This is a genomic window from Ralstonia sp. 1B3, from assembly GCF_036631435.1.
In genome coordinates, this window is record NZ_JAPNUG010000027.1 from 26649 (window position 1) to 52759 (window position 26111).

General features: G+C 65.9%; 17 protein-coding genes and 7 pseudogenes. 15 read left to right on the forward strand and 9 right to left on the reverse strand.

The window, feature by feature from the left end; translation table 11 throughout:
- Positions 1 to 51 precede the first annotated feature (51 nt).
- Entirely contained in the window at positions 52 to 2292 is a 2241-nt protein-coding gene (locus OWR21_RS07665; RefSeq protein ID WP_147215306.1) for a M1 family metallopeptidase, read from the reverse strand.
- Between the two features lie 299 nt (positions 2293 to 2591).
- Here OWR21_RS07665 and OWR21_RS07670 point away from each other — a divergent pair, with 299 nt between their 5' ends.
- Together OWR21_RS07670 and OWR21_RS07675 are read left to right on the forward strand one after the other, a co-directional pair.
- Positions 2592 to 2774, forward strand: a complete 183-nt coding sequence (locus OWR21_RS07670) for a hypothetical protein (protein ID WP_332394919.1) — start codon at positions 2592 to 2594, stop codon at positions 2772 to 2774.
- 165 nt (positions 2775 to 2939) lie between these two features.
- A complete protein-coding gene (locus tag OWR21_RS07675; RefSeq protein ID WP_332394920.1) occupies positions 2940 to 4328 on the forward strand; it encodes a sensor domain-containing diguanylate cyclase in 1389 nt (462 codons plus the stop codon).
- On the opposite strand, the pseudogene OWR21_RS07680 reads toward OWR21_RS07675, so the two are convergent.
- A pseudogene (locus OWR21_RS07680) lies at positions 4315 to 5214 on the reverse strand (class I SAM-dependent methyltransferase); the annotation flags it as partial. The gene OWR21_RS07675 and the pseudogene OWR21_RS07680 sit on opposite strands and share 14 nt — an antisense overlap.
- Positions 5215 to 5433: 219 nt before the next feature.
- Here OWR21_RS07680 and OWR21_RS07685 point away from each other — a divergent pair.
- Positions 5434 to 6696: a TIGR03862 family flavoprotein gene (locus OWR21_RS07685; protein WP_332394921.1), complete on the forward strand. Its 1263-nt coding sequence runs from the start codon at positions 5434 to 5436 to the stop codon at positions 6694 to 6696.
- Positions 6697 to 6705: 9 nt separating this feature from the next.
- Here OWR21_RS07685 and OWR21_RS07690 read toward each other — a convergent pair.
- Positions 6706 to 7859: pseudogene (locus tag OWR21_RS07690) on the reverse strand (methyltransferase).
- 298 nt (positions 7860 to 8157) lie between these two features.
- On the opposite strand from OWR21_RS07690, the gene OWR21_RS07695 reads away from it, so the two are divergent.
- From OWR21_RS07695 to OWR21_RS07710, 4 genes are read left to right on the forward strand one after another with little or no spacing between them, the layout of a single operon-like run.
- The gene (locus OWR21_RS07695; protein ID WP_332394922.1) at positions 8158 to 8892 is read left to right on the forward strand and encodes a DUF3348 domain-containing protein; all 735 of its coding nucleotides are present in this window, start codon (positions 8158 to 8160) and stop codon (positions 8890 to 8892) included.
- Positions 8893 to 8910: 18 nt separating this feature from the next.
- Positions 8911 to 11217, forward strand: a complete 2307-nt coding sequence (locus tag OWR21_RS07700) for a DUF802 domain-containing protein (protein ID WP_316890803.1) — start codon at positions 8911 to 8913, stop codon at positions 11215 to 11217.
- Positions 11214 to 11867: an OmpA family protein gene (locus OWR21_RS07705; protein ID WP_009239900.1), complete on the forward strand. Its 654-nt coding sequence runs from the start codon at positions 11214 to 11216 to the stop codon at positions 11865 to 11867. Before OWR21_RS07700 ends, OWR21_RS07705 begins: the two co-directional genes overlap by 4 nt.
- A complete protein-coding gene (locus tag OWR21_RS07710) occupies positions 11854 to 12486 on the forward strand; it encodes a DUF2894 domain-containing protein (protein WP_316890804.1) in 633 nt (210 codons plus the stop codon). Before OWR21_RS07705 ends, OWR21_RS07710 begins: the two co-directional genes overlap by 14 nt.
- A 111-nt stretch (positions 12487 to 12597) precedes the next feature.
- On the opposite strand, the gene OWR21_RS07715 is transcribed toward OWR21_RS07710, so the two are convergent.
- Entirely contained in the window at positions 12598 to 13023 is a 426-nt protein-coding gene (locus OWR21_RS07715; protein ID WP_332394923.1) for an HU family DNA-binding protein, read from the reverse strand.
- Positions 13024 to 13214: 191 nt separating this feature from the next.
- Here OWR21_RS07715 and OWR21_RS07720 point away from each other — a divergent pair.
- The 3 genes and pseudogenes from OWR21_RS07720 (at position 13215) to OWR21_RS07730 (ending at position 15421) form a co-directional block, all read left to right on the forward strand.
- A pseudogene (locus OWR21_RS07720) lies at positions 13215 to 14414 on the forward strand (DUF2252 family protein).
- A gap of 150 nt (positions 14415 to 14564) precedes the next feature.
- Positions 14565 to 14702: pseudogene (locus tag OWR21_RS07725) on the forward strand (NAD(P)-binding domain-containing protein); the annotation flags it as partial.
- A gap of 158 nt (positions 14703 to 14860) precedes the next feature.
- Complete coding sequence (locus OWR21_RS07730) at positions 14861 to 15421, forward strand: NmrA family NAD(P)-binding protein (protein WP_332394972.1); 561 nt, start codon at positions 14861 to 14863, stop codon at positions 15419 to 15421.
- Positions 15422 to 15454: 33 nt separating this feature from the next.
- Here the strand turns inward: OWR21_RS07730 and OWR21_RS12600 are convergent.
- A pseudogene (locus OWR21_RS12600) lies at positions 15455 to 16728 on the reverse strand (Nramp family divalent metal transporter).
- 163 nt (positions 16729 to 16891) lie between these two features.
- On the opposite strand from OWR21_RS12600, the pseudogene OWR21_RS07745 reads away from it, so the two are divergent.
- From OWR21_RS07745 to OWR21_RS07760, 4 genes and pseudogenes are all read left to right on the forward strand, one after another.
- Positions 16892 to 17760, forward strand: a pseudogene (locus OWR21_RS07745) (manganese catalase family protein).
- Between the two features lie 99 nt (positions 17761 to 17859).
- The gene (locus tag OWR21_RS07750; RefSeq protein ID WP_186829290.1) at positions 17860 to 18030 is read left to right on the forward strand and encodes a hypothetical protein; all 171 of its coding nucleotides are present in this window, start codon (positions 17860 to 17862) and stop codon (positions 18028 to 18030) included.
- Positions 18030 to 18272 carry a DUF6566 family protein gene (locus OWR21_RS07755; protein WP_147215284.1) on the forward strand — a complete coding sequence of 81 codons (243 nt, stop codon included), beginning with the start codon at positions 18030 to 18032 and terminating at the stop codon, positions 18270 to 18272. Before OWR21_RS07750 ends, OWR21_RS07755 begins: the two co-directional genes overlap by 1 nt.
- Positions 18273 to 18351: 79 nt before the next feature.
- Entirely contained in the window at positions 18352 to 19521 is a 1170-nt protein-coding gene (locus tag OWR21_RS07760) for a zinc-dependent alcohol dehydrogenase (RefSeq protein ID WP_316890807.1), read from the forward strand.
- 44 nt (positions 19522 to 19565) lie between these two features.
- Here the strand turns inward: OWR21_RS07760 and pdeM are convergent, their stop codons facing one another.
- From pdeM to OWR21_RS07780, 4 genes and pseudogenes are all read right to left on the reverse strand, one after another.
- A complete protein-coding gene (gene pdeM / locus OWR21_RS07765) occupies positions 19566 to 20225 on the reverse strand; it encodes a ligase-associated DNA damage response endonuclease PdeM (RefSeq protein WP_332394926.1) in 660 nt (219 codons plus the stop codon).
- Positions 20222 to 22834: pseudogene (locus OWR21_RS07770) on the reverse strand (ligase-associated DNA damage response DEXH box helicase). Before OWR21_RS07770 ends, pdeM begins: the two are co-directional and overlap by 4 nt.
- Positions 22831 to 24477 (reverse strand): ATP-dependent DNA ligase, encoded by a 1647-nt coding sequence (locus tag OWR21_RS07775; protein WP_332394927.1) that lies wholly within the window; start codon positions 24475 to 24477, stop codon positions 22831 to 22833. Before OWR21_RS07775 ends, OWR21_RS07770 begins: the two are co-directional and overlap by 4 nt.
- Positions 24474 to 25538, reverse strand: coding sequence for a ligase-associated DNA damage response exonuclease (locus tag OWR21_RS07780; protein ID WP_332394928.1), 1065 nt, complete (start codon positions 25536 to 25538; stop codon positions 24474 to 24476). The genes OWR21_RS07775 and OWR21_RS07780 overlap by 4 nt, the downstream gene beginning before the upstream one ends.
- An 81-nt stretch (positions 25539 to 25619) precedes the next feature.
- On the opposite strand from OWR21_RS07780, the gene OWR21_RS07785 reads away from it, so the two are divergent.
- A complete protein-coding gene (locus OWR21_RS07785) occupies positions 25620 to 25805 on the forward strand; it encodes a hypothetical protein (protein ID WP_332394929.1) in 186 nt (61 codons plus the stop codon).
- The last annotated feature ends 306 nt before the right edge of the window (positions 25806 to 26111 follow it).

The window sequence follows — 26111 nt, forward strand, 5'->3', positions numbered from 1 at the left end:
CCACCCTTGCAGCGGGCCGCATCGTGAGACGCGGCCCGCTTGCTTTGGTGCTTACCGCTTGATGTCGGTCAGATGCTTCATGAGGCCTTCGTAGCGGAACTTGTGGATCGGGCGATCCATGTTCTGCATCTGCTGCAGCTGCACCGCTTGCGGACGCAACGAGCCCGTCGGCGTCACAGCCTGGGCACGCAGCGTTGCGACGGCCGGCTGCATGTTCTGGATGCCGACAATCTGGTCATACAGCGCCTTGTCGATGATCTGTGCGTTGTACAGCTGCGTCGCATCGCCGGCGATGTTGGTCGTCGTCGCCTTATTGCTGATGGAACCGGCCTGCGCCAGCAGTGCGCTCCACAGCGTCGGGCTGTAGTTGGTCACGTAGTAGTCCAGGCCGGTCGGGTTCGCCAGCACGGCCGAGCACGTCGGCAGCGTGACCTGCGCGGTCTGCTGGTCCAGCACCACCGTCTGCGTCTGCGCCAGCCCATCGCCGTAGGCGATCGTGAGCGGAATATTCCATTGATAGCCGGAATAGACGTTCTTGTTCGGGAACGCCTTCTGCGTGATCGTCAGCACGTTCTGGTTGGTGGCCGGGTTGCACTGCGCGTCGATGCTGACGAGCGGCACGCCGGTCTGGCGCACAAAGCTGTCGCCGACCTTGCCGACGGGCTTGCCGCTGGCGGCTTCCAGCTCTGCCCACAGGCGCGGTGGCGTGCCATTGCCGAACTTGTACTTGTTCAGGTAGCTCTGCAGCCCCTTGCGCATGGCGTCCTTGCCGACGTAGTTCTCGAGCATCTGCAGGACATGGCCGCCCTTGTTGTAGGCAAAGCGGTCGAGGAAGTCCATCGAGCCGGCATCGCTCAGGTTGTGCTGCACCGGTACAGCGGTCGGCTGCAGGTCCAAGGTGTAGACGCGCTGCTTGACGGCCGCATAGTCGGCCCACGTGTTGCCCTGGAACTCGGGGTGCAGCGCGATCTTGGTGACGTTCTCGAACCAGTTGGCGAAGGATTCGTTCAGCCAGATGTCATCCCACCAATCCAGCGTGACCAGATCGCCAAACCATTGGTGTGCCAGTTCGTGCGACACCACGACGAACGAGCGCGCCTTGCCCATCGAGTGGACCGTCGTCGGTGCGCCATCGGGCGGCACCAGCACCTGGTCGGCAAATTCGAAGATGGCGCCCCAGTTCTCCATGCCGCCAAAGCCGGCATTCTTGTTGTCGTAGCTGTCGTTGGCGACGATGGTGTCCATCTTGTCGAACGGCAGCGGGATCTGGAAGTAGTTGTAGTAGTGGTTCAGCGCTTCCTTCGTGAACTGCATGCCGGCCACCGCAGAGTGCGCCTCGCCGGGCGGCACCCACCAGCGCAAGCGCATGCTGCTGCCATCGAGCGGGTTGGTGAACTGGTCTTCCAGGATGTCGAACTTGCCGCCGCCGAAGAACAGCAGGTACGCCGGCATCGACGGTGTCTTGGCAAACGACACCTGCTGATAGCCGTCCGGCAGCTTGGTGGCGCTCGTCTGCCTGCCGTTGGCCACGGCCTTCCAGTCGCCCGGAATTTCCGCCGTCACTTCGAAGGTGTTGCGGAAGGCCGGCTCATCCCAGCTTGGGAACCACTCGCGGGCGAAGTTCGATTCGCCCTGCGTGACGATGGCGTCGGAGCTCTCACCCGTTGCGGCCTGCAGGCCCAGCTTGAAGATGCCCTCGGCCTTCGTGAAGTTGATCGTGCCCGTCCATTCCATGTGGAGCACGTAGTTGCCGGGCTTGATGTCTCCGGTCGGGTCGCGCAGGTCATAGAAGGCCCCTTGCGATTGCGGAATCGGCACGAGCACGCGCGATGCGCCGTTGCCCGAAGTGGGCGTGAGCGTCAGGCGCGAGGCGTCGAGCTTCAGGTCGCGCACGGCCAGCGTCACGGCGCCGGTCTGCTTGGTGACCTTGATCTCCACGTCGGCGCGGCCCGAGAAGCTGTTCAGGTCTGCGCTCGGGCGGAACCACAGCTTGTAATTGACGGGCTTGATGTAGTCCGGCAGTTCAACCGGGGGCACAGATGCGTCGACCGCCGGTGCCGGCGCATTGGTGTTGCCGGTATTGGTATTGCCCTGCTGCTGCGAGCCGTTGGCGTCCAGCTTGCCGCCGGACGGGGTGAGCGCGTCATCTCCGCCGCCGCCGCACGCGGCCAGAATCAGCGCTGCCGCGGCCTGCGCCACGAGTGCCAGCTTGAACGAGCGACGTGTCCGGGCGCTGTGCGCGCGTCCGGTGCGTGTCGTGGCCGTACGACGGAAGGTTGTCGAATCCCGCATTGCATTTCTCCTGAGGTGGAAACGAATCGGCGGCCCAGGGCTCAAAAGAAAAGTGGGGGGCAGGCCGCAGAATCGGGACAAGGAATTACCCGCTTCTTGCGCGGTGCAAATCACAGCCCGCGCACGGGATGCACGGATTCTGGAGGAAACGGCCCGCGAATCGAGACGAAGTTTTAAATCACGTGCGAGAGAATCGGGCGCCGAATTTGCAGTTTTTGGTATGCGCAGCGGCTAGACTGCGGGCGCCTCCGCGGATGCTGGGTGACTTCTGCAAAGCGCGTTGAAAAAATGAAATGCGTTTGGCGGTTCATGAAACTATCTTAAAAATCGCGGCGGATATTTTTACAACGTCCGATAAAACAAAACTGAATACGGCGCGGGATTCAAAAATCGCGCTCGGGAACTTTCCGGGTATTCAACTGGGTATTGCGCCGCAGCAGCAGAGCCGGTATCGCCTGCCTGGGGGTAATCCTTCCGGATGAGGCTTGTGCTGCGCGCGGTTTTACACAAAACCGGTACGCTCGCAAGGTTGCAAAGTGTTTTCTGTCTTCCGTAGAGCGATTCATGCAATCCGCGTCCGATAGCGTCAGCAGCCCAGCGGCTGTGGGTGTCAACCTGATCGACTTTTTGATGTCACCCCCACGTCATTGTGGCTGGAGGACTACAGCGATCTGCACCGTCTCTTTGCGCAATGGCGCGCCGCCGGCGTGACCGACCTGCAGCGCTTTCTGGAAGAAGACGTCTCACGCGTGGCGGCGTGTTCGGCCTGCATCAAGGTGCTGCGCGTGAACCGGCGTACGTTGTCGATGTACGCGGCACCGAATGCCGAAACGCTCACCGCGCGCCTGGCTGACGTACTGCGCGACGACATGCTCGAAGCCCACGTGGGCGAACTCGTGCAGCTGTGGTCTGGCGAGCCGTCGTTCGAGAGCCGCAGCGTCAATTACACGCTCAACGGCCGCCGTCTGGACATCCTGCTCAAGGGCGTTGTTCTGCCCGACCACGAGCAGCGGTGGGACCGCGTGCTGGTGGCCGTGGACGACATCACCGAACTCGAAGACGCCCGCCGCCGTGCCGCGGCCAGCCAGCTCTACGCGCGCGGCGTGTTCGAGCACGCGCCGGTGTCGCTATGGGTCGAGAACTTCAGCACCATCAAGATGCTGCTGGACGAAGTGCGCATGCAGGGCATCACCGACTTCCGCACCTTTACCGACGTGCACCCCGAGTTTGTCGAGCGCTGCATGCAGGAGATCCAGGTGCTCGATGTCAACGGCTTCACGCTGGAGATGTTCAAGGCGCGCAACCGCAACGACTTGCTGGGCCGCTTGCCGGAAGTCTTTCGCGACGACATGCGCTCGCACTTTCGCGAGCAGCTGATCGACCTGTGGGACGGCCGGCTCTTCCAGCAGCGCGAGGTGGTCAACTATGGGCTCGATGGCAACCCGCTGAACATCCACCTGCAGTTCTCGGTCTTCCCGGGGCGCGAGCAGGATTGGGACATGGTGCTGCTGGCGCTGACCGACATCACCGCGCGCAAGAAGGCCGAGTCGTACCTCGAATATCTCGGCAAGCACGACGTGCTGACCAAGCTCAAGAACCGCTCGTTCTACGTGGACGAGATCAACCGGCTGGAGCGCAAGGGCCCGTTCCCCGTGACGGTCATCATGATCGACCTGAACGACCTGAAGAGCGTGAATGACCAGCTCGGCCACGCCGCAGGCGACGCGTTGCTGCGGCGCGCCGGCGAGGTGCTCGGCAAGGCCATCGACAAACCTGCGCACGCTGCCCGCATTGGCGGGGACGAGTTTGCCGTGCTGCTGCCCGGCGCCGACGCGCAGGCCGGTGCGGCGCTGGTGGAGAGTCTGCGCAAGCTGGTCGAACTCAACAACCAGTTCTATCCGGGCGCGGAGCTTGGGTTTTCCATGGGCTGCGCTACCTGCCACGAAGGCGGGCGTCTGGAAGAAGCGTTGCGCGAAGCCGATGTCGCGATGTACGAAGACAAGCGGATCCAGCACGAAGGCCGGCGCCCGGCATAACGGCGGCCATCTGCGCGTCCGGTGCGCGGCTGCCTCTTCTCGCTTCAGGCGCCCGTCGGCGCAAAAACCGTTCGTGCAGTTCCTCCAGCCCGAGCGTGCTGATCACCTCGTTCAGCCGCTCGGTCGGGCGGCGGCGCGGCAGGTCTTTGTACTGCGCGATGATCAGTTCGTTCTTCATCGAGTGTTCCCACCCGACGAGTTCTGTCACGCTGACCTGATAGCCGTGCGCTTCAAGCTGCAGGCAGCGCAGCACGTTGGTGACCTGGCTGCCGAATTCGCGCGTGTGCAGCGGGTGGCGCCAGATTTCCGTCAGCGCATTGCCGAGCGACTTGCTCTTGTTCTTGCGCAGCACGCCGGCCACCTCCGCCTGGCAGCACGGCACGAGCACGATGTACTGCGCCTTTTTCTCCAGCGCGAAGCGGATCGCATCGTCCGTGGCGGTATTGCAGGCATGCAGTGCGGTCACGATGTCGATCGTGGCCGGCAGTCGGTCAGATGTAATCGACTCCGCCACCGACAGGTTCAGGAACGACATCCCCTTGAAGCCGAGCCGCGCGGCAAGTTCGGTCGACTTGGTGACCAGTTCTTCGCGCGTTTCGATGCCGTAAATGTGCGAGGTGCCATCGCCCGGCTGCTCCTTGCAGAACAGGTCGTACAGGATGAACCCGAGGTACGACTTGCCTGCGCCGTGGTCGACCAGCGTGACATGCCCCTTGGCTTGCTGCACGTCGGCCATCAGCGGTTCGATGAACTGGAACAGGTGATAGACCTGCTTGAGCTTGCGGCGGCTGTCCTGGTTCATTTTGCCGTCGCGCGTCAGGATGTGCAGTTCCTTGAGCAGTTCGATCGACTGGTTGGGGCGGATTTCGTGGGTCTTGTTGGACATCGTCAGGACAGCCTGGGCGACATGTCGCACGGAGTGGGATCGGTGCGGCGGCGCGGAGAAAAACGGAAAGAGGGCGCCAGTTTACCGAAAAGCGGGGTGGGCGACGGCAAGCGCACCCCAAGCCACGTCATGCATGCCCTCGTTTGCCCGGGCCCGATGAGGATGTGACAATAGCGCCCCGCTTGCCTGCCCCACATGATTCGATCCGTTCCTCCCCGCATGTCCGAAACATCCAACGCCCCTCTCGTTGCCGTCATCGGCGCCGGCCCCGCCGGGCTCATGGCTGCTGAAGTCCTGTCGCGCAGCGGCGTGCGTGTGGAGGTGTTCGACGCCATGCCGTCGGCCGGGCGCAAGTTCCTGCTGGCGGGCATTGGCGGGATGAACATCACGCATTCAGAGCCGATCGACGCGTTTCTCGGTCGCTATCGCACGCGGCGCGAGGCGCTGGCGCCGTTCATTGGCCGCTTCGGCCCCGACGACCTGCGTGCGTGGATCCATGGGCTGGGCATCGATACGTTTGTCGGCAGTTCGGGGCGTGTCTTTCCGACCGAGATGAAGGCCGCGCCCTTGCTGCGCGCATGGCTGCACCGGCTGCGCGAGGCGGGCGTGCAGCTGCACATGCGGCATCGCTGGGTGGGGTGGGCGGAACCGTCAGACCACGCGCAGGTGCTGCGCTTTGAAACCGCCGATGTTGAGCGGCTGGTGCAAGCCGATGCGGTGGTGCTGGCCATGGGCGGCGGCAGTTGGCCGCGCCTGGGCTCCGACGGCGCCTGGGTGCCGTTGCTTGAGGCGCGCGGCGTGCAGGTGCAGCCATTGCGGCCTGCCAACTGCGGGTTCGACGCCGATTGGAGCGCGTATTTCCAGGAGCGTTTTGCGGGGCGGCCTGTCAAGTCGGTCGCCATCGGGTTGCCGTCGGGCGACGGTGGGGCGCTGCAATTCCGCCAGGGCGAGTTCGTCGTCACGCAGACCGGCATTGAAGGCAGCCTGGTCTATGCGTTGTCGGCGCCCATTCGCGATGCGCTGGCCGCAGAGGGCAGCACCACGATTTGGCTCGACCTTGCGCCAGGCTGGAGCGCACAACGTGTGACGGATGAACTGATGCGCCCGCGCGGCGCGCGTTCGATGTCGAGCCATCTGCAAAGCAAGCTGAATATCACGGGCGTGAAGCTCGGCTTGCTGCGCGAGTGCCTGAGCAAGGAAGCGTTTGCCGATCTGGCCCAACTCGCGAAGGCCATCAAGGCGTTGCCGTTGCGACTTACACGCACGCGGCCCATCGACGAGGCGATCAGCACCGCAGGCGGCGTGGCATTTGAAGCGCTGGATGCAAAGCTGATGATCGAGCGTCTGCCGGGCGTGTTCTGCGCCGGCGAGATGCTCGACTGGGAAGCGCCCACGGGCGGCTATCTGCTGACGGCGTGTTTTGCGAGCGGCGCCGCTGCAGGGCAGGGCGCACTCGACTATCTGGCGACGATGGCGCGCTGATTCACTGCTTTACTGGCGCGCCTTCAGGCGCCACAGCGACGTGATCTCGGCAACCCGCGCACGATAGAGCGGGTCGTTTTCATCGGACGCCTTCGGGTGCTTCGGCTTGATGTCTTCCCGGCCCACCACCTGCAGGCCGGCAGCGTCGATCATCGCCAGCAGGGCATCGCGCGTGCGCAGGCCAAGATGCTCGGCAAAGTCCGACAGGATCAACCAGCCTTCGCCATTCGGCTCCAGATGGGCGGCCAGGCCGTCCAGGAAGCCGCGCAGCATGCGGCTATCCGGGTCGTAGACGGCGCGCTCGATGGGCGAGCTGGGCCGCGCCGGCAGCCACGGCGGGTTGCACACGATCAGCGGCGCACGGCCTTCGGGAAACAGATCCGCTTCCACGATATCGACCTGCCCTTGCAGACCGAGACGCGCGAGATTGTCACGCGCACAGGCCAGCGCGCGAGGGTCCTGATCGGTGCCGATGACGTGCTTCACGCCGCGTTTGGCGAGCACCGCTGCCAGCACACCCGTGCCCGTGCCGATATCGAACGCCAGGGTTTTCGAAGGCAACGGGGCATTCGCCACGAGATCGATGTATTCGCCGCGCACCGGGGAGAACACGCCGTAGTGCGGGTGAATGCGCTCACCACCGAGCGCGGGAATCTCGACCCCCTTCTTGCGCCACTCATGCGCGCCGATCAAACCAAGCAGCTCGCGCAGCGAGACGACGGAAGCGGCCTGGCTCGTGCCGTAGGCCTCGGTGCAGGCCTCGCGCATGTCGGGTGCGCGGCGCAGCGGGATCGTGTAATCCGCATCCAACGGAATCAGCAGCATGCCGAGCGTGCGGGCGCGCTGCGATTGCGCCTGTCGATGCAGGTTGAACGCATCGATGGGCGAGGTGGGTTCCTTGCGCGCCTTGCCGGGTTTGCGATCGATGCGGCGGGACATGGCCTGCAGGAGTTGGCGCGCGTTCTGGAAATCGCCTTGCCAGAGCAACGCGGTGCCTTCGCAGGCGAGGCGGTAGGCGGTATCGGCGGGGTCCGATCATCTGCGATGACCACGCGCTTGGGCGGCGGGTTGCCGGCTTCGGAGCGCCAGACGGCGGTATGGACGGCGTCGCTGCTGGCTTCAGGGCGGTCGTCGGTCCAGGTGAGGGTGGGGTGATCGGTCACGGGGGAAATGGGCGGGAAAGCGGGGAGGGTGCGGTAGTGGGCGACACGATACCGCTGTCGGCCTGATCGCACAAATGCTGGCGGGCCACTGAGCGGCGCGGCACTGACGCCGTTTCGGTGGGGCCCCTGTCAGAAAAGGCCTAATGCCAGGCAATGTGCTGAAGGACGTCGCCCCGTATTGCCCGCGAGCCGATTGACCGCTGCGATTCTTCTGGTGAAGTGATTCTTCTGCCACCCAAAGACGCCAGTCCGGCCCGGCAGGCAGTGTAAACTCCAGCCTTTTTTCGGCACTCGTAGCATGGCGCACGCCCAGCAACGCAGGGCGCTCAGCGGCCCCGCGCTGATCCGCATTCTTGCTCGCCTGACGGACGTCGACGTTTCCGCATCTGCGCAGCCCCTTTCTGACCGGTTGAGCCAATGGCTCAGCTGGACGGATGCCATTACGCTTTCGTCGGCATTGAGCGCGGCACCGCCCGCCGGTGCCTCCAGCACGCGCACCGTCGGCCCGGACGCCGAGACCATCGGCAGCCGTGTCCGTGCGGCGTTGACGAAATCCATCGCGTCCAGCTGCGCGCCAGAGACAAGGCCCGGGCCACGCGCACCGATCCAGAACCCGGCGGTGCCGGTGGTGGTCGACTATGCCGATTTCCGGCAGCGCTACGTGCTGATGCAGCAGACGATGGAGCTGGAGATCGGCGACCTGCGTGGCCGCCTGCGACGCCTATTGGCTGCCAGGACGCCCGACCTCGCGCGGCTTGCGGTGCTGGATGCCAGCATGGAGCAGGCGCTCGCCGGCCGTGAACGTTCGTTGCTCGGGGCCATTCCGTCGATGCTGGGACCGTACTTCGAGCGCCTGCGCGCGGCCGAGCAGCAGCGGCAGGCCGAGCTGCCCGCGGAGGGCCAGGCCACCCCATCTACATCCCGCGCCTGGCTGGACGCGTTCCGCAAGGATATGCAGAGCGTGCTCCTTGCCGAGCTTGATGTTCGTTTTCAACCGATCGACGGGTTGCTCGCAGCCCTTCGCCCCCGCTAAGCGGGACAGACACCATTCATGTCCAGACATCACCTGAATCTCATCGTTTTTTCTGTCGGGCTGGCGGCCTTGGGGTGGATTGCCGGCGGCTACGTCGTCGGCGGAAACCTGCTGGCGCTGGCGGTCACGCTCGTGATCGGTGCCGCCTATGTGGCAGGCGCGCTGGAGCTGCGCCGCTATCGCCAGGCCACGGGCACGGTCACGCAGGCCGTGGCGGGGCTGACCGGGCCACCGTCCAATCTGGCGGCGTGGCTGGAGCCACTGCACCCGAGCGTGCGCAATGCCGTGCGCCTGCGTGTGGAAGGCGAGCGCGTTGCGCTCCCGGCGCCCGCGCTGACGCCGTATCTGGTGGGCCTGCTGGTGCTGCTTGGCATGCTCGGCACGCTGCTCGGCATGGTGGTGACGCTCAAGGGCACGGGCGCAGCGCTGGAAAGCGCGACGGATCTGCAGGCGATCCGCGCATCGCTGGCTGCACCTATCAAGGGGTTGGGGTTCTCGTTCGGCACCTCGATTGCCGGGGTGGCGACGTCGGCCATGCTGGGGCTGCTGTCGGCGCTGTGCCGGCGCGAGCGGCTGCAGGCAGTCCAGGCGCTCGACGCGAAGATCGCCACCACGCTGCGCGTCTATTCGCACGCGCATCAGCGTGAAGAGACATTCAAGCTTCTGCAGCGGCAAGCCGATGTGATGCCCGCATTGGTGGACCGCCTGCAGGCGATGATGGTGTCGCTGGAGCAGCAGGGCGCAGCCAGCAGCGAGCGGCAGATCGCCGCCCAGCAAGCGTTTCTCGACAAGACGGAAGTGGCCTACAGCCAGCTTGCGTCTTCGGTTGGCCAGTCGTTGAAGGACAGCGCAGCGGAAAGCGCGCGCGTTGCCAGCGCGGCGCTGCAGCCTGTGGTGGAAACGACGATGGCGGGCCTCGCGCGTGAATCGTCCGCGCTGCAGGAGACGGTCACGCACGCGGTGCAGCGTCAATTGGATGGCTTGTCGTCACGCTTTGAGGCGACGGCGGAGGCGGTCTCCGGCATCTGGAACAACGCCCTGTCGGCGCATCAACGCTCGAGTGAGGCGCTGGTCGGTCAGGTCGGCACGTCGCTGGACCGGTTTGCCGAGACATTCGAGCAACGCTCGACGCGGTTGCTCGATGGTGTTGCCGAGCGACTGGATGCCACCGCAGGCGGCCTGGCCACCGCCTGGCGCGATGCGCTGGCCCGCCAGGAACATGCCCACGCCGAGCTGGCGACCCAGAACCAGCGCGCGCTCGAGGCGGCTGCCGCCACGTTCGAGCAGCACGCCGTGTCGTTGCAAGACGCATCGCGCCAGTCGCATATGGCGCTGCAAGCCGCACTGGAAGCACGAGACGCGCAACGTCTGGCGGCCTGGACCGAGGCGCTCAGCGCAACGGGCGAAAAGCTGGGCCAGGCATGGGAGAAGGCGGGCGCCGACACGGCGAACCGTCAACAAGACATCTGCGATGCATTGGCGCAGACCGCGCGCGATATCGCCGCGCAGCAGGACGCGTCGCGCCAGTCGCAAGCCGCGTTGCAAGCTGCGCTGGAAGCACGAGATGCACAACGTTTGACTGCCTGGACCGATGCCCTCGGCGCCATGGGAGAGAAGCTGACCCAGGCATGGGAGAAGGCGGGCGCCGATACGGCGAGCCGCCAGCAGCAGATTTGCGACGCACTGGCGCAGACCGCGCGCGACATTTCCGCGCAAACGCAGGCGCACGCCAACGACACGATCGGCGAGATTTCGCGCCTGGTGCAGGCCGCGTCGGAAGCGCCCAAGGCCGCGGCCGAAGTGGTGGCCGAACTGCGCCAGAAATTGTCCGACAGCATGGTGCGCGATACCGCGATGCTGGACGAGCGTGCGCGCCTGCTGGGCACGCTGGAGACGCTGCTCGACGCCGTCAACCATGCGTCGACCGAGCAGCGCACGGCGGTCGATGCGCTGGTGGCGACGTCGGCGGATCTGCTGGAGCGCGTTGGCGTGCGGTTCACCGATCGAGTGGAAGCCGAGACCGGCAAGCTTGGCGCGGTGGCTGCGCAGGTGACCGGCAGTGCGGTGGAGGTGGCGAGCCTGGGCGAGGCGTTTGGCGCGGCCGTGCAGTTGTTTGGCGAGTCGAACGACAAGCTTGCAGCCCAGTTGCAGCGCATCGAAGCCGCGCTCGACAAGTCGCTCACCCGCAGCGACGAACAGCTTGCCTACTACGTGGCCCAGGCGCGTGAGGTGATCGACCTGAGCATGCTGTCCCAAAAGCAGATCCTCGAAGACCTGCAGCGCCTGGGTGACCAGCGCGCGCTGGCCGGGGCCGAAGCGGCATGAACGACGAGATCGACGGTGGCATCGAGGCCACGGCGCCGGTCTGGGCCGCGTTTGGCGACCTGATGTCGGTGCTGTTGGGCGCGTTTGTGCTGATTTTGGTCGGTGTGATCGGCGTGCAGCTGGAGCTGTCGTCCAAGCTGGAAAACGAGGTCAAGCAGCGCGAGGCCGAAGCCCAGCGCCGCAAGACACTGGAGCAGGCGCTGGCCGGCCCGCTGGCCGCCGGGCGCGTGACGCTCGTCAACGGGCGTATCGGCATCAATGGCAATGTGCTGTTCGCGATCAACTCCGATCAGTTGCAGCCGGAAGGCCGTGCGCTGATGAAGAGCCTGGCGGGGCCGCTGGCTGCATATCTCACGTCGCGTGAAGAGATCCTGATGGTGAGCGGCTTTTCCGATGACCAGCAGGTGCGTGCCGGCAATCGGCTGTTTGCCGATAACTGGGAGCTGTCCGCCAAGCGCGCCTTGACGGTGACGCGTGCGTTGATCGACGAGGGCATTCCGGCGTCGAGCGTGTTCGCAGCAGCGTTTGGATCGCAGCAGCCGGTGAGTTCCAACGCAGACGACGTCGGGCGCGCCAAGAACCGGCGTGTGGAAATCGCACCCGTGCCGAGGCAGGCTGCTTCCAACGGTGGACGTCGTGAGCCGCATTGAGGCGTCCGCGCAGGACACGCTCGACAGTTGGCGCGCCAGCGGCGCGGACCAGCTTGACCGCGTGCGCTTTTGCTTCATCGAGGCATTGCATCGGCGTGCGGCCGGACAAACCGGCGAGGCGCGGCGCATTCTCGATGCGCGGCTGGGCGAACTGATCGCGGCCTACGCGGAAGACGTCGACCGTACGACGGCAACGTCCGACGCGAGCGATGCAAAAGCGCCTGCCGACAGCGCGTTGGCGGCGCTGCTGCGTGACATTGCCGGCCGGCAACGCACGGATGTCGGCAAGGCTGCGGATGGCGGGTCTGGGCCTCATCCGCGGGCATTGCCGGAGCTGAAGATTCTCGAAGACGTGCGCGACACGTGGTCCCGCGTCAGCGCCGAGAAACAGTTGCGGGACGCCCTCGACAAGGTGCCCCTGAATGCCGGTCCGCTGAATTCGAGCAGTCTCGTGCATCGGTCATTGCTGTTGATGCGCGAGGTGTCGCCCGATTATCTGCGGCAGTTTCTGTCGTATGTGGACGCGCTTTCGTGGCTCGAACGCATGAGCGGAGACGGCGCCGCCGGTGGCCAGGAAGCGGCACGCGGCGGCGGAAAGACGGCGCGCAAGGCGCGCTAAGCATCACAACACAGCGCCATTCGGCCACGCCGATTGGTCTGCGCCTGCTGCGTCTTCCGGCCGGCAAGCACGCAAAAAGGGAGCCGAGGCTCCTTTTTCTTGCGCTGGCGATCAGCCGTTGAGGGCTGCGTCCTTGACCTTTTTCAGGGCGCGGACCTTGACGCGCACGGTTGCCGGTTTGGCTTCGAACCACTGCTCCAGACCGGTGAAGGGGTTCTTGCCGAAGCGGCGCTTCGTTGCCGGCACCTTGACCGACGTCACCTTGAACAGGCCCGGCAGCGTGAATTCGCCGACGCCCTTCTTGTGCAGCGAAGCCACGATGGTGTTCTCCAGATGGAGCAGCACCGCCTTCACCGCCTTGGCGTCGACGGCAGCCTGTTCAGCCAGATGGCTCACCAGGCTCGCCTTGGTGAACGTGTCCTTCAAGGGCTTGAGAGTCGGCGTCGTTGCAGCAGGCTTCTTTGCTGGCGCGGCCTTCTTTGCCGGCGAGGCCTTCTTTGCAGCGGTCTTGGCAGCGGTCTTGGATTTGGTGGCCATAGTGAAAATAGATGGTTGGGTAAAGTTGACCATTCAATGGAAGCGACGCCTGTGCAGCGCGCTTCGAGCAAGCATAGCAAAGGTTGAGCGCCGTGGAAGCGTTATCTACGCTGTTTTGAGGCCGCGGAACGCTTATTGCATGCGGTTTGGGGCGTGTATCCCCCGCTGAGCATCCCGGGTTCAGCACAGACATGCCCCAACAAAAATCGTCGCAGAGCGCGGTGCGCCCCAAAGACCGCGCGCCCGTGCTCGCCCGGCTGCGCCAATCCAAGATGACGCGCTCCACCCATGCGTACGTTCGCGGCAGCACCGTGAAGTTCTACGAGTGGCTGAGCGAGGTGCAGTCGCACACGTTTCCCGAGGGGCCCACCATCTGGATTTGCGGCGATTGCCATGTCGGCAACCTCGGCCCGATCGGCGATGCTTCTGGCGCCACGCGCATACAAATCCGGGATCTGGACCAGACGGTGCTGGGCAATCCGGCGCTCGACCTGATTCGGCTTGGTGTGTCGCTGGCCACGGCCGCGCGGGGTCCGACCTGCCGGGCATCGTGACGGCAAGAATGGTGGAAGCGCTGATGGCGGGCTACCTCCACGGCATCGACCCGGATGCCGCCGTGCATTGCCTCCGCGCCCCGCATCGGTGCGCACCGCCATGAAGGCGGCGACCGCGCGTACGTGGAAACAACTGGCCAGGGAGCGGCTTGACGACACGTCTCCCACCATTCCGCTGGGGCGCCATTTCTGGCCGCTCTCAAGAGGGAACGGCGCGAACTGAAACTGCTGGTGAGCGAGCATGAGGTGCTGGACCTGATCGCACGCCTTTACGAGATGCCCGGCGAAGCGTCTGTCAGCATCGTCGATGCGGCGTACTGGGTCAAAGGCTGCAGCTCGCTCGGGCAGCGGCGCTATGCCGTCTTGCTGGCAGTCGAGCAGGATCGCGGGCCGCGGTATCGGCTGATTGACATCAAGGAGGCAGGAAAGGCCGCAGCGCCCAGTGCGTCTGCCGGCGAGATGCCGAGGATCAACGCCGAGCGCGTGGTCACTGGCGCGCGCCGTCTGTCTCCCGACCTTGGAGACCGAATGGCGTGGGGGCGCATGCTGGGCAGCAGCTTCTTCATGCGTGAGCTGCAACCGCAAGACCTGAAGCTGTCGGTCGACAAGCTGGAGCAGAAAGATGCCACGGTCCTGGCTGCCTACCTCGGCAATATCGTCGGCCTGGCCCATGGCAGCCAGATGCCGCGGGATGTCGCCAGGGCATGGCACCGTGAGCTGAGGGCGCGTCATGGACGTTCCATCGATGCGCCATTCTGGCTCTGGTCCTCGATCGTCGATCTGCTTGGGCTGCACGAGCGGCAGTATCTCGAACACTGCCGCGCGTGGGCCGGCTGATCCGCCGCGTCGCTTGCATCGACGGGCACAAACGCTGCTGGCGAGTCTTCCAGGCCATCGTGAGGCGATGATGGCGGACGGCGCCCGGCTGCCCAGGGGCGCAGTCCAGCCGCGGTCCAGACATCAACAGGAGGCGCGATGTACGTGGTGATGGGTGCAACCGGACATGTGGGGGCTGCCGTTGCGCAGACGCTGCTGGCGACCGGTGAGGACGTAATGATCCTGACACGGCGGCCCGAGCGCGCAGGTCGCTGGCGGGACAAAGGCGCATCGGTGGCGATGGCCGATGCGGAGGACGTCGACTCGCTCAGGGCGGCATTCCGACGCGGCCGACGTGCATTCCTTCTCAACCCGCCTGCCGATACTGCCGGTGACACCGACGCGACGGGCGCCGGACGATCGCCAACATTCTGGCTGCGCTGGAGGACTCCGGCCTGGAGAAAGTGGTGGCCGCATCCACCTATGGTGCGCGCCCGGGACAGGGCATCGGCGACCTTTCCACGCTGTGGGAACTTGAGGAGGGGTTGCGGCGCCAGGCCATCCCGGCAGCCATCAATCGTGGTGCCTACTACATGACCAACTGGGCAGGCCTGCTGGAAACAGCTGCGCAAACAGGCAAGCTGCCGAGCATGTTTCCCGCCGACATGCCGATGCCGATGGTGGCCCCCGCAGACCTCGGCGAGGCGGCCGCCGCACGGCTTCTCGCGCCGCTCGACGATGTGGGCGTGCGCTACGTGGAGGGCCCGCAGCGCTACACGCCGCAGGATGTTGCGCAGGCCATGTCGCGCACGCTCGGCCGTGGCGTGACGGTGGACGTTGTGCCGCGAGACCGCTGGGAGGCGGTCTACAAAGGTCTCGGCTTCTCCGACGAGGCGGCCCGCGCCTATGTGCGGATGACGGCCGTGACCCTGGACGAGGATTTCGACAAGCCGGGCGACGTTGTGCGCGGGCATGTCTCTCTGGCAGATTTCATTGCAGCGGCCGCGGTACAGGCGGCCCACGCGTGATTGACGCGCCGGCATGCGTGCCCGGCGCGCGCGCTATGCAATGAGATGGACGAGCAGCGCGCCGTTCAATCCTGCCACCAGCACGGCGCTCACCGTCGCCAGTAGAACCAGGCGGTGACCGGCGGCATGCTGTCCCATCAGGTCGGGCCGGCGTGCCAACCAGATCAATGCCGCCATGGGAAACGGCACCACCATGCTCAGAATCACCTGGCTGAGCACGAGTGCGCGCGTGACATCCATGCCCGCCCCGATGACGACGAACGCCGGCACCATGGTGATCAGCCTGCGTACCCACACCGGCAACCGCACGCGCAGGAAGCCCTGGAGCACCATCTGCCCCGCCAGTGTGCCGACCACGGAGCTGGACAACCCCGACGCGATCAACCCAACCAGAAACACCAGCCCGGCAGATGCGCCGAACAACGGCGCCAACGTGACATAGGCATCCTCAATGCCGGCCACCTCCGCATGTGTGCCGTGAAACGCGCCCGCCGATACCACCACCATGGCGAGGTTGATGCAGCCGGCGGCGGCCAGCGCAGCCACCACCTCGCGGTTGGAATACCGGAGCAGTTGCGACGTCTCCGACGCAGTGCGCGGGCGCACACGCCCATTGACCAGCCCCGAATGCAGAAAGAGCGCATGAGGCATCACCGTGGCCCCGACAATACCGGCCGCGAGCATGAACGCATCGGGCGGCAGCGCCGTGGGAACGAAGGTTTGCCGCAGCGCGGCCCCCACGAGACGGGCAAGATCCACACTTGGATGATGTAAGAGATACCGATAACGGCGACCAGCGCGCCAATCATCAGTTCGATATGGCGGAACCCGCGCGCCTGCAGCATCAGCAGCAGATAGGTCAGTACACCCGCGACGACCATGGCGTACAGCAAGGGCATGCCGGTCAGCAGTGCGATGCCGACGGCGGCACCGACGAACTCCGCAAGGTCGGTGGCCATGGCGGCAAGCTCGCTGATCAGCCACATGCCAAGGCCGGCTGGTGCGGGCAACTGCGTGCGACAGAGTTGCGCGAGATTCTGGCCCGTCACAATGCCCACCCGTGCGGAGAGCATCTGGAACAACATCGCCACCAGGCTCGATGCAAGCACGACCCAGAGCAGCTGATATCCGTACCGCGCGCCGGCTTCAATGCCGGTGGCGATGTTGCCCGGGTCGGTATACGCCACCGAAACCACCACGGCCGGCCCGACAAACGGGAGGAACGTGCGCCAGCCACGTCGCCGGCCTTCCAGCGCTTCACGCGTGGGCAACGACGCCGTTCGAAGCAGAGGAGCTGTCGCGGTCAAGCGCGAGACTGTCGTCCATGAAATCTCCGGGAGAGGTGGCGGTGGGGCCCTCCGCAACCCGCGTACCTGATGGCTTGCGGGCCAAGCGTGCGGCGCGCGATGGAATGGGTGTTGCGGAGAGGGATGCGCCATGACGGCACACACTCATTCCCGGAGAACACCCATGTTCATGCACAACAAGCGATTGCAGTACACCGTTCGGGTCAGCGAAACCGATCCTGGCCTGGCCAACCTGCTGCTGGAGCAGTTCGGTGGCCCGCAGGGCGAGCTTGCTGCCGCCATGCGTTACTTCACGCAGGCTGTGGCAGAAGAAGATGCAGGCCGCAAGGACATGCTCTACGACATCGCCACCGAAGAGCTGAGCCACCTGGAGATCATCGGCACCATCGTCGCCATGCTCAATCGCGGTGCCAAGGGAGAACTGGCGGAAGCGGTGGATGAGCAGGCGGAGCTGTATCGCAAGCTCAATGGCGCCGGCAACGACAGCCATGTGACGCAGGTGCTCTATGGCGGTGGGCCGTCATTGACGAACTCGGGGGGCGTGCCGTGGACCGCGGCCTACATCGATTCGATCGGCGAGCCGACGGCGGACCTGCGCTCGAACATCGCGGCCGAAGCACGCGCCAAGATCATCTACGAACGATTGATCAACGTGAGCGACGACCCCGGTGTGCGCGATGCGCTGGGCTTTCTCATGACGCGCGAAGTCGCGCACCAGAAGTCGTTCGAGAAGGCGCTTTATGCCATTAACGGCAACTTCCCCCGGGCAAACTGCCGCCGGTGCCTGAGTTCAGCGATGCGTATTTCAAGATGTCGCGCGGTGGCCCGATCGTGCAGGCACCCTGGAATAGCGGCACCGGCCTTGAGCTTGTCTCGGACCCGCCGGTGCCTGTTGACGGCGGAGACGGCAACGCGTCGGTCAACCTGACCGACGCCGAACTGGAAACGCTCGAGGCCATGAAGGCGCGTCTGGCTTCGGATCCGGCTGTCGATCCGACCACGGGCGCGGAGCTTGGTGAAACGAAGGCGTGACCACCGCCTCCAGGCCCGGGTGCTGCGCTGCTCGGGCCTGGACATTGCGTCTGCGCCAGGCACCGGCCGTTTCAAGCTCGAACAAAGATGGAGACGCTCATGCATATGCAAGAACTGCTTGCAATCGCGGCGCTCACCCTTGCCGTGATTGCCATGTATTCGCTCGCCCGCGGCGTACCTGCCGGCGTGTTCGGGGCGGGCGCACAACAAGTTGCGCCGATGTATTCAGGGGTCACACCGCCGCATCCTTTCCTGAACGGAAGGCGGTGATGGCAGACGACACAACGCACGAAGGCCCGGCGCGGTTCGAGTGCGCGGGCCATACCGTTACGGTGATCGCAGAACAGGATGCGCAGGGCGTCTGGGTGCCGCGCATCTCTGTGGCCAACGGCGAGCGGCACTTCGAAATTCGCGAAATATCCCAGACGTGGCGCGGCTGGCATACCGAAGGCGAGGCCATTCGAGATGGGATGGAACAGGCGCGCTTGCTGCTCACGCGTGAGCGGCCCTGATTCTGAAGACCGGCGCGACGGCGCTCGGCATGGCTTCGGCGGCGCGTCGGGCCACTACTGAATCCACAAGGAGATTGCGATGAAGGCGCTCTGCTGGCACGGCAAACACGACATCCGCTGCGATACCGTTCCGGACCCGACGATCCAACACGGCCGCGACGCCATCATCAAGGTCACGGCGTGCGCCATCTGCGGTTCGGACTTGCACCTCTTCGACGGTGTCATGCCCGGCATGGAAAGCGGCGATGTGGTTGGCCACGAAACCATGGGTGAAGTCGTGGAAGTCGGGCCCGAGAACACCAAGCTGAAGGTGGGCGACCGCGTTGTCGTGCCGTTCACCATTTCCTGCGGCGAGTGCTTTTTCTGCAAGCGCGGGTTCTATTCCGGATGCGAGCGGACCAATCCTGACCATGCCAAGGCCGCCAAGCTGTGGGGCCATTCGCCGGCGGGTTTGTTCGGCTACTCGCACCTGCTGGGCGGATATGCCGGCGGCCAGGCGGAATATCTGCGCGTGCCGTATGCAGACGTCGGGCCCATTCGCGTGCCGGAGGGTGTGGACGATGAGACCCTGTTGTTCCTGTCGGACATCTTTCCGACCGGCTACATGGCCGCCGAGAACTGCAATATCCAGCCCGGCGACACCATCGCCGTGTGGGGTTGCGGCCCCGTTGGGCAGTTCGCGATCCGGAGCGCCTTCCTGCTCGGGGCGGAACGCGTGATCGCCATCGATACGGTGCCCGAGCGCTTGGCCATGGCCCGCGCGGCCGGCGCACAGACGCTCGATTTCAAAGCCAGCGATGTGCAGGACGCGCTCAACGAAATGACGCAGGGCCGCGGCCCCGATGCCTGCATCGATGCAGTGGGCACGGAGCCTGAGACGACCGCCAGCTTCGACTCCGTGCTCGACCGCATCAAGGTGGCCACCGCGCTCGGTACGGACCGGCCCCACGTGCTGCGGCAGGCCATTCAGTGCTGCCGCAACTTCGGTACGGTCTCGATCGTCGGCGTGTATGGCGGGTTGCTCGACAAGGTGCCGTTTGGGTCAGCCATCAATCGCGGGCTGACGTTCCGGATGGCGCAAACACCGGTTCAGCGGTATCTGCCGATGCTGCTTGAGCGGATCGAGCGCGGGGAGATCGACCCGTCGTTCGTGGTGACGCATCGCGGCACGCTTGCGGATGGCCCCGACCTGTACAAGACCTTCCGTGACAAGCAGGACGGGTGTGTGAAGGTGGTGCTGAAACCCTGACGAAGGCGGGGCGGGCACATTTACATTTGCAGGAAGGATGCGCCCTAGCTGCGCAGCGGCCAGACGCAGTTATCGGCGACAGCAAAGAGCGCTTCTCCCGGCGCAGCCGGCGCGGTCCACAAGCCGGTGAACTCGCCGAATGCGGGGAGGAGGGCGCCGCTTGTTCCAAACCGGAAACACGGCAGCCGGAGGCGGTCCCGAGCCGGTCCGCTGATGACGACGCCCGGGTGCACGTGACCGGCAATGACGTAGCGACCGGGCACCACCTGCGGCTCATGGCATAGCGCGAAGGGGCCAATCCCCCAAGGCTCTTCGACCACGTTGAAGCGCAAGTCCGCAGGTGGGTCGCCCGCGTGGCGGTCGTGGTTGCCGCGGACCAGCGTGCACGCGACATCGGCGTGGCGTGCGCGCCAGGCGGCGAGTGCATCGATGGCGGCGTGCGCCTCGCGCGCGTGGAGAAGGTCGCCCAGCCACGCGATATGCGCGACCGGCAGCCGGGCGAGCATGGCGTCCAGGCGGGCGACCGCCTGACTGGTGCTGCCGGCCGGCACCGGCACGCCGCGCGCGCGGAACGTCGCCGCCTTGCCGAAGTGCGCGTCGGCCACCATCAGCATGCGCTGCGCGGGCCACCACAGCGCGCGTTCGGGCAGGAGCCATACGGTCTCGCCCGCGCATTGGATGGCGAGGTCCGAAGAAGAGGTCATAACAGTGGCAGCGGCTTCGATGTCTTGCGTGGCCGGCGCGGGCGGCGGCTGGATTACCGGCTGTGTCGGGCGATTCTGTCAGGCGCAGCGCAGCTTGTACATCTGTCTCGATTTCCGGCCGTGTGGCCGCATCCGGATCAGTGGGCTCGGGGCCGGCGGCGCGCTCCGCTTCGGCCAGCATGCGCGCGATCCGATCGGCGAGCTTCTCGGTGGAAAGCTGCTCACGAAACCGTTCCACCATCAGCGGAAAGCCGAACGGCGAAGGCCGCTTCAGTGCGCAAAGCTGGAGACGCAAGCCGCGCATGCGGATGAGGGCCGCTTCGATGCGGTCAAGGTCCAGCTCCTGGCGCAGCACTTCGGTTTCTGCCTGCGACAGCAGCAGGTTGCCCGGGTCGTGGCGCCGGAAGACTTCATAGAACAGGCCGGAAGATGCCTGCAACTGGCGCGCGCTCTTGTGCGCACCGGGGTAGCCCTGAAACACCAGACCCGATACACGTGCGATCTCGCGAAAGCGGCGTTGCGCCAGTTCTCCGGCGTTGAGGCTAGCCAGCACATCGTGCATGAGCGTGTGCGTGGCAAAGAGTTCGCCGCTGGCCAGCAGCGCCGGCCAGTCGATGGGCGTGGCCGATAGCAGTTCGAGGCCGTAGTCGTTGAATGCCAGTGAGAAGGTGGCCGGCGTGCGATTGGCCGCGCGCCAGCCAAGCAGGCTCGCGAGCCCCAGGTGCGCATGCCGCCCGGCAAACGGGTAGAGAAACAGATGCCAGCCTTCGCGTGAGTGCAGCGTCTCGGCTACCAGCGTTGCGGTGGTGGGGAGCGCAGACCACCGCGCCTGCAACTCCAGCAGCGGGCGCGCGGCCTGCATTTCGGGGCTGTCGAAGCGGGCATGTGCCGCCGCATCGAGCTGCGCCACCACTGCGTGTGCCAGCTCGGTGGACAGCGGCATGCGACCGCCGTTCCAGCGCGGCACGGCAGCGCGTTTGCCGGTGGCGCGTCGCACATAGGCCGTCATGTCCTGCACGCGCACCAGCTCCAGCAGGCGGCCTGCAAACAGGAAGTTGTCCCCGGGCCGCAGCCGCGCAATGAAACCTTCTTCAATCGACCCCAGCGCGCCGCCTCCGGATGCGTGCCACCAGCGCACGGTCATCGTCGCATCGCTGACGATGGTGCCGATGCTCATGCGGTGCCGCCGCGCAAGGCGCGCGTCGGGCACGCGCCAGACGCCGTCTTCATCGGGCACGACGCGGTGGTAGTCGGGATACGCCGTGAGCGAGTGGCCGCCCTGTCGTACGAAGTCGAGCGCCCATTGCCATTCGTCGTCGCGCAAGTCGCGGTAGGCCCAGGCGCGGCGCACTTCCTCCAACAGCGCGTTGGGGACGAAACCACCGCCCAGCGCCACCGTCACCAGATGCTGCACTAACACGTCCAGCGGCTTATGCGGCGAGGTGCGGGCCTCCATCTGGCCCGACATGGCTGCTGCGCGGGCGGCCGCGCCTTCCACGAGTTCAAGGCTGTGCGTCGGCACCACCGTTACACGAGACGGGCGGCCGGGCGCGTGGCCGGATCGCCCAGCGCGCTGCAACAGTCTCGCCACGCCCTTGGGCGAACCGATCTGCAGTACACGTTCCACGGGCAGAAAGTCGACACCGAGATCGAGGCTCGACGTGCAGAACACGGCCTTGAGCAGGCCCTGCTTGAGGCCGGTCTCGACCCAGTCGCGTGTTGCGCGGTCCAGCGAGCCGTGATGCAACGCAATCAGCCCCGCCCATTCCGGCCGCGCGTTGATGACGGCCTGATACCACAGCTCCGCTTGCGACCGCGTGTTGAGAAACACCAGCGCGGTGCGGGCGCTTTCCAGCTCTTCCAGCACATGCGGCAGCATCGCCATGCCCAGATGCCCGGCCCAGGGAAACCGCCCCACGCCGTCGGGGAGCAGCGTATCGATCTCCATGCGCTTGGGCAGGTGGCCCTGCACCAGCGTGCCGGGGGTGGGCGTTCCTGCATCGCCCAGCGCGTCCATGGCTTCCGTCAGGTTGCCCAGCGTGGCAGAAAGCCCCCACGATCACGTCCGGCGACCACGCGCGCAGCCGGGCCAGCGCCAATTGGACCTGCACGCCGCGCTTGTTGCCAACGAGTTCATGCCATTCATCCACGACCACCACGCGCACCGAGCCCAAGGCCTCGCGTGCATCGGCACGTGCAAGCAGCAACGACAGGCTTTCGGGTGTGGTCACCAGAGCGGTGGGCAAGCGGCGTGATTGCGCGGCGCGTTCGGCGCTGCCGGTGTCGCCGGTGCGCAAGCCGAGCGTCCAGTGCGGCGCCAGTGCCTGTGCCGCTTCGGTCAATGCGCGGGTGGTGTCGGCCGCCAGCGCGCGCATGGGCGTGAGCCACAGCACCGACAACGGCGGTGCGCCGCCACGTCCGCGCACCTGCGCCAGCCGCTGCAACGCCCCCAGCCACACTGCATAGGTTTTCCCCGCGCCGGTGGTGGCATGCAGCAGGCCCGATTCGCCGCGCGCCATGGCCGACCACACGGTGCGCTGGAACGGCATGGGCGTCCAGCCACGCGCAGCAAACCACGTATCAAGATCGGGCGATGCGGGTGCGTTCATGACGGCGGTAGCAGGCTTTCCAGCGTCTGCAGCGTATCGGCTTCTGCGACGGGCTTGTCGTGCCGCCAGCGCAGCATGCGCGGAAACCGCACCGCGATGCCGCTCTTATGCCGGGGGCTGCGCGCAATGCCTTCAAAGCCCAGTTCGAACACCAGCGTCGGCGCCACGCTGCGCACGGGGCCAAAGCTCTCCACGGTGGTCTTGCGGATGAGCGCGTCGACCTGACGGATTTCTGCGTCGCTCAGGCCGGAGTACGCCTTGGCAAACGGCACCAGCTTGCGCTCGGGGACATCGGGCGGCGCATCCCACACGGCGAAGGTGTAGTCGGTATACAGGCTCGCGCGCCGGCCGTGGCCACGCTGCGCATAGATCAGGACGGCGTCTACCGAGAACGGATCGATCTTCCACTTCCACCACACGCCCACGTCCTTGGTGCGGCCCACGCCGTAGCGCGCGTCGCGCCGCTTGAGCATCAGGCCCTCCACGCCAAGCTCGCGGGACGCCTCGCGCTGCTGGGCAAGATGCTGCCAGTCGTCGCCTTGCAGCAGCGGAGACAACTCCAGCGCCGGATGAATGCAATCGGCAATCACGCGTTCGAGTTGCGCGCGCCGTTCGCTCTGCGGGCGTTCACGCAGATCCTGCCCCTGCCATTCCAGCAGGTCATACGCCAGCAGCACGGCCGGCGCATCGCGCAGCACGCGCGCATTCAGCGTCTTGCGGCCGATGCGTTGCTGAAGCAGGGCAAACGGCTGCACGCGGCCCGCCTGCCAGACGACGATCTCGCCGTCGAGCACGGTGCCTGGCGGCAGTACCTCCGCCATGGCGGACAGTTCGGGAAAGCGTTCGGTGATGAGTTCCTCGCCGCGCGACCACAGCCATGCGCTGTCGGCGCGACGCACGAGTTGCGCGCGGATGCCATCCCACTTCCATTCGATTTGCCATTCAGCGGGCGCGCCGAGCAGGGTGTCGAAGGCTTCCACGTCAGCCTGCAGCGGGTGCGCGAGAAAGAACGGATACGGGTGCCCGGTATCGAGCGCGTGGCCATCGACGCTGGCATCGGCCAGCAGCGCGCGATAGCGCTCGGCGGTAGGCGCCTGTCCGATGTCGGTATAGCCCATCAGGCGTTGCGCCACGTGCTTGGGGTCGGTGCCGCCCACCTCCGCCAGCGCGCGCGTGACCAACAGTTTGGACACCCCCACGCGAAACGCCCCCGTGATCAGCTTCATCAACACCAGCCGCGCATGCAACGGGAGCCCACGGCACAGTTCAGCCAGGCGCGGCAGCACGACTTCGGGCGGTTGCCCACGCAGCGGCAGCAAGCGCGCTTCCATCCACTCGGCCAGGCTGGCGTCGTCTGCGTGATCTGCATCGGGCAGGACGAGCGCGATGGTCTCGGCCAGATCGCCCACGGCCTGGTAGCACTCGTCAAACAGCCATTCGGGCAGGCCGGAGGTGGTCTGCGCAAAGCTGGCGAGCACGCGCACCGGCACCAGCTGGCGCGGCTTGCCACCGGCCAGGAAGTAGACCGCCCACGCGGCGTCGGCATCGGGCGCCGTGCGCAGGTAGGCCACCAGTGCAGCCAGCTTGCCGTTGCTCGATGTGGTGGCGTCGAGCTGCGCGTAGAGGTCGGCGAAGGCTTTCATGACGCGGGCGTGTCGTGGGGCTCGCCGGACGGGGGCGTGTCTCCTGTTTCGGCGGCATTGCCTTCTTCGCCCTCGTCGCCATACTCGGTGGCGAAGGCGCGCGCATCCAGGCCGCGTTCGCACAGCCAACGCACCATTGGCGCGACCTGGCCGTGCGTGACATAGACACGCGTGGCGCCCGTGGCGTCGATGGCCTGCAGCAGGCCGGGCCAGTCGGCATGATCGGACAGCACGATGCCGCGATCGACGCCGCGCCGCCGACGTGCACCGCGCAGCTGCATCCAGCCGCTGGCAAAGGCATCGGCGTAGTCGCCAAAACGGCGCATCCACGCCGTGCGTTGTGCGGAGGGCGGTGCCAGCACGAGCGCGCGTCGCAAGTCCGCGCGCGGCACGTCAGTAGCGAGTTGCGTGGGTGGCAGTGCCACGCCCGCGCGCCGATAGGCGGCATCCAATTGCAGCATGGCGCCGTGCGAAACGATGGGCCCAATGTCGGTATCGAGCCCGGAGAGAATGCGCTGCGCCTTGCCGAAGGCGTAGCAGAACACCACGCTGGCGCGGCCCGCGTCGGCGTTGTCCCGCCACCATGCGTTGAGCTGCGCAAAGATCTCGGTCTGCGGGCGCCAGTGGTAGATCGGCAGGCCGAAAGTGGATTCGGTGATGAAGGTATTGCATCGCACCGGCTCGAACGGCGTGCAGGTGCTGTCAGCCTCCACCTTGTAGTCGCCGGACACGACCCACACCTCGCCGCCATATTCCAGCCGTACCTGCGCAGAGCCCAGCACGTGCCCCGCCGGGTGGAAGCTCAGGCGGACGCCGTGGTGGACGATGGATTCTCCGTACGGCAGCGTCTGCAGGGGGATGTCGTCACCCAGCCGCGCGCGCAGCACGCCCGCGCCCGGAGCGGCAGCCAGGTAATGCCGGTGCCCGACGCGAGCGTGGTCACTGTGGGCGTGCGTGATGACGGCGCGATCGACCGGCCGCCATGGGTCAACGTAGAAGTCGCCTGCCGGACAGTACAGGCCGCTGGGCGTTGTCACGATCAAGTCCGCTGCACTGGTCATCGCTCGCTCTCATTGGATGCCCCGATCTGGCTCCCGCGACAACATTAACGCAATGGCTGCTTGCGCACAGGCTCGCCGCGCATGTCCGCAGGCCCTCCGGGGCCCGCCGCGGCACTGGTGCCCGACGAATCAATGCTGCCACCGGGCTCGCGTGGTCCTGCGGGCGGGTTCGTGGTCTGCGGGGAAGGCGATTGCGGTGCGGAGGCCGGCATGGTGTCCGGATATCGCGACAAGGAGTGCTTTGCCGTCTTCGCTTCGCCGGGTTGAGGGGCTTGAGCGGCTTGAGCGGCGTCGGGCGATGCCGACCGGGGCTCCGTGGGCTGCGCGAGCGAAAGCCCGCTGCCCGTCGTCGATATCAGGAAGAGCAGCCAACCCGCGGCTGCTTGTCTTGTTACTCGTAATGCGTGATGCATGCGTGGCCTCCGGTTGCGCTCCCGTGCCGTAAGCAGCCGGCATGCCAGGCCGGCTGGCCGACTGGTTGCGGCGCCGAGGGGCCCGTGGCAGCGGCGCACCTGGCCGTTTCTTCAATGGTGAGAAAAAACGACGTTCGGCGCACGATCGGTTCGCGGGGCA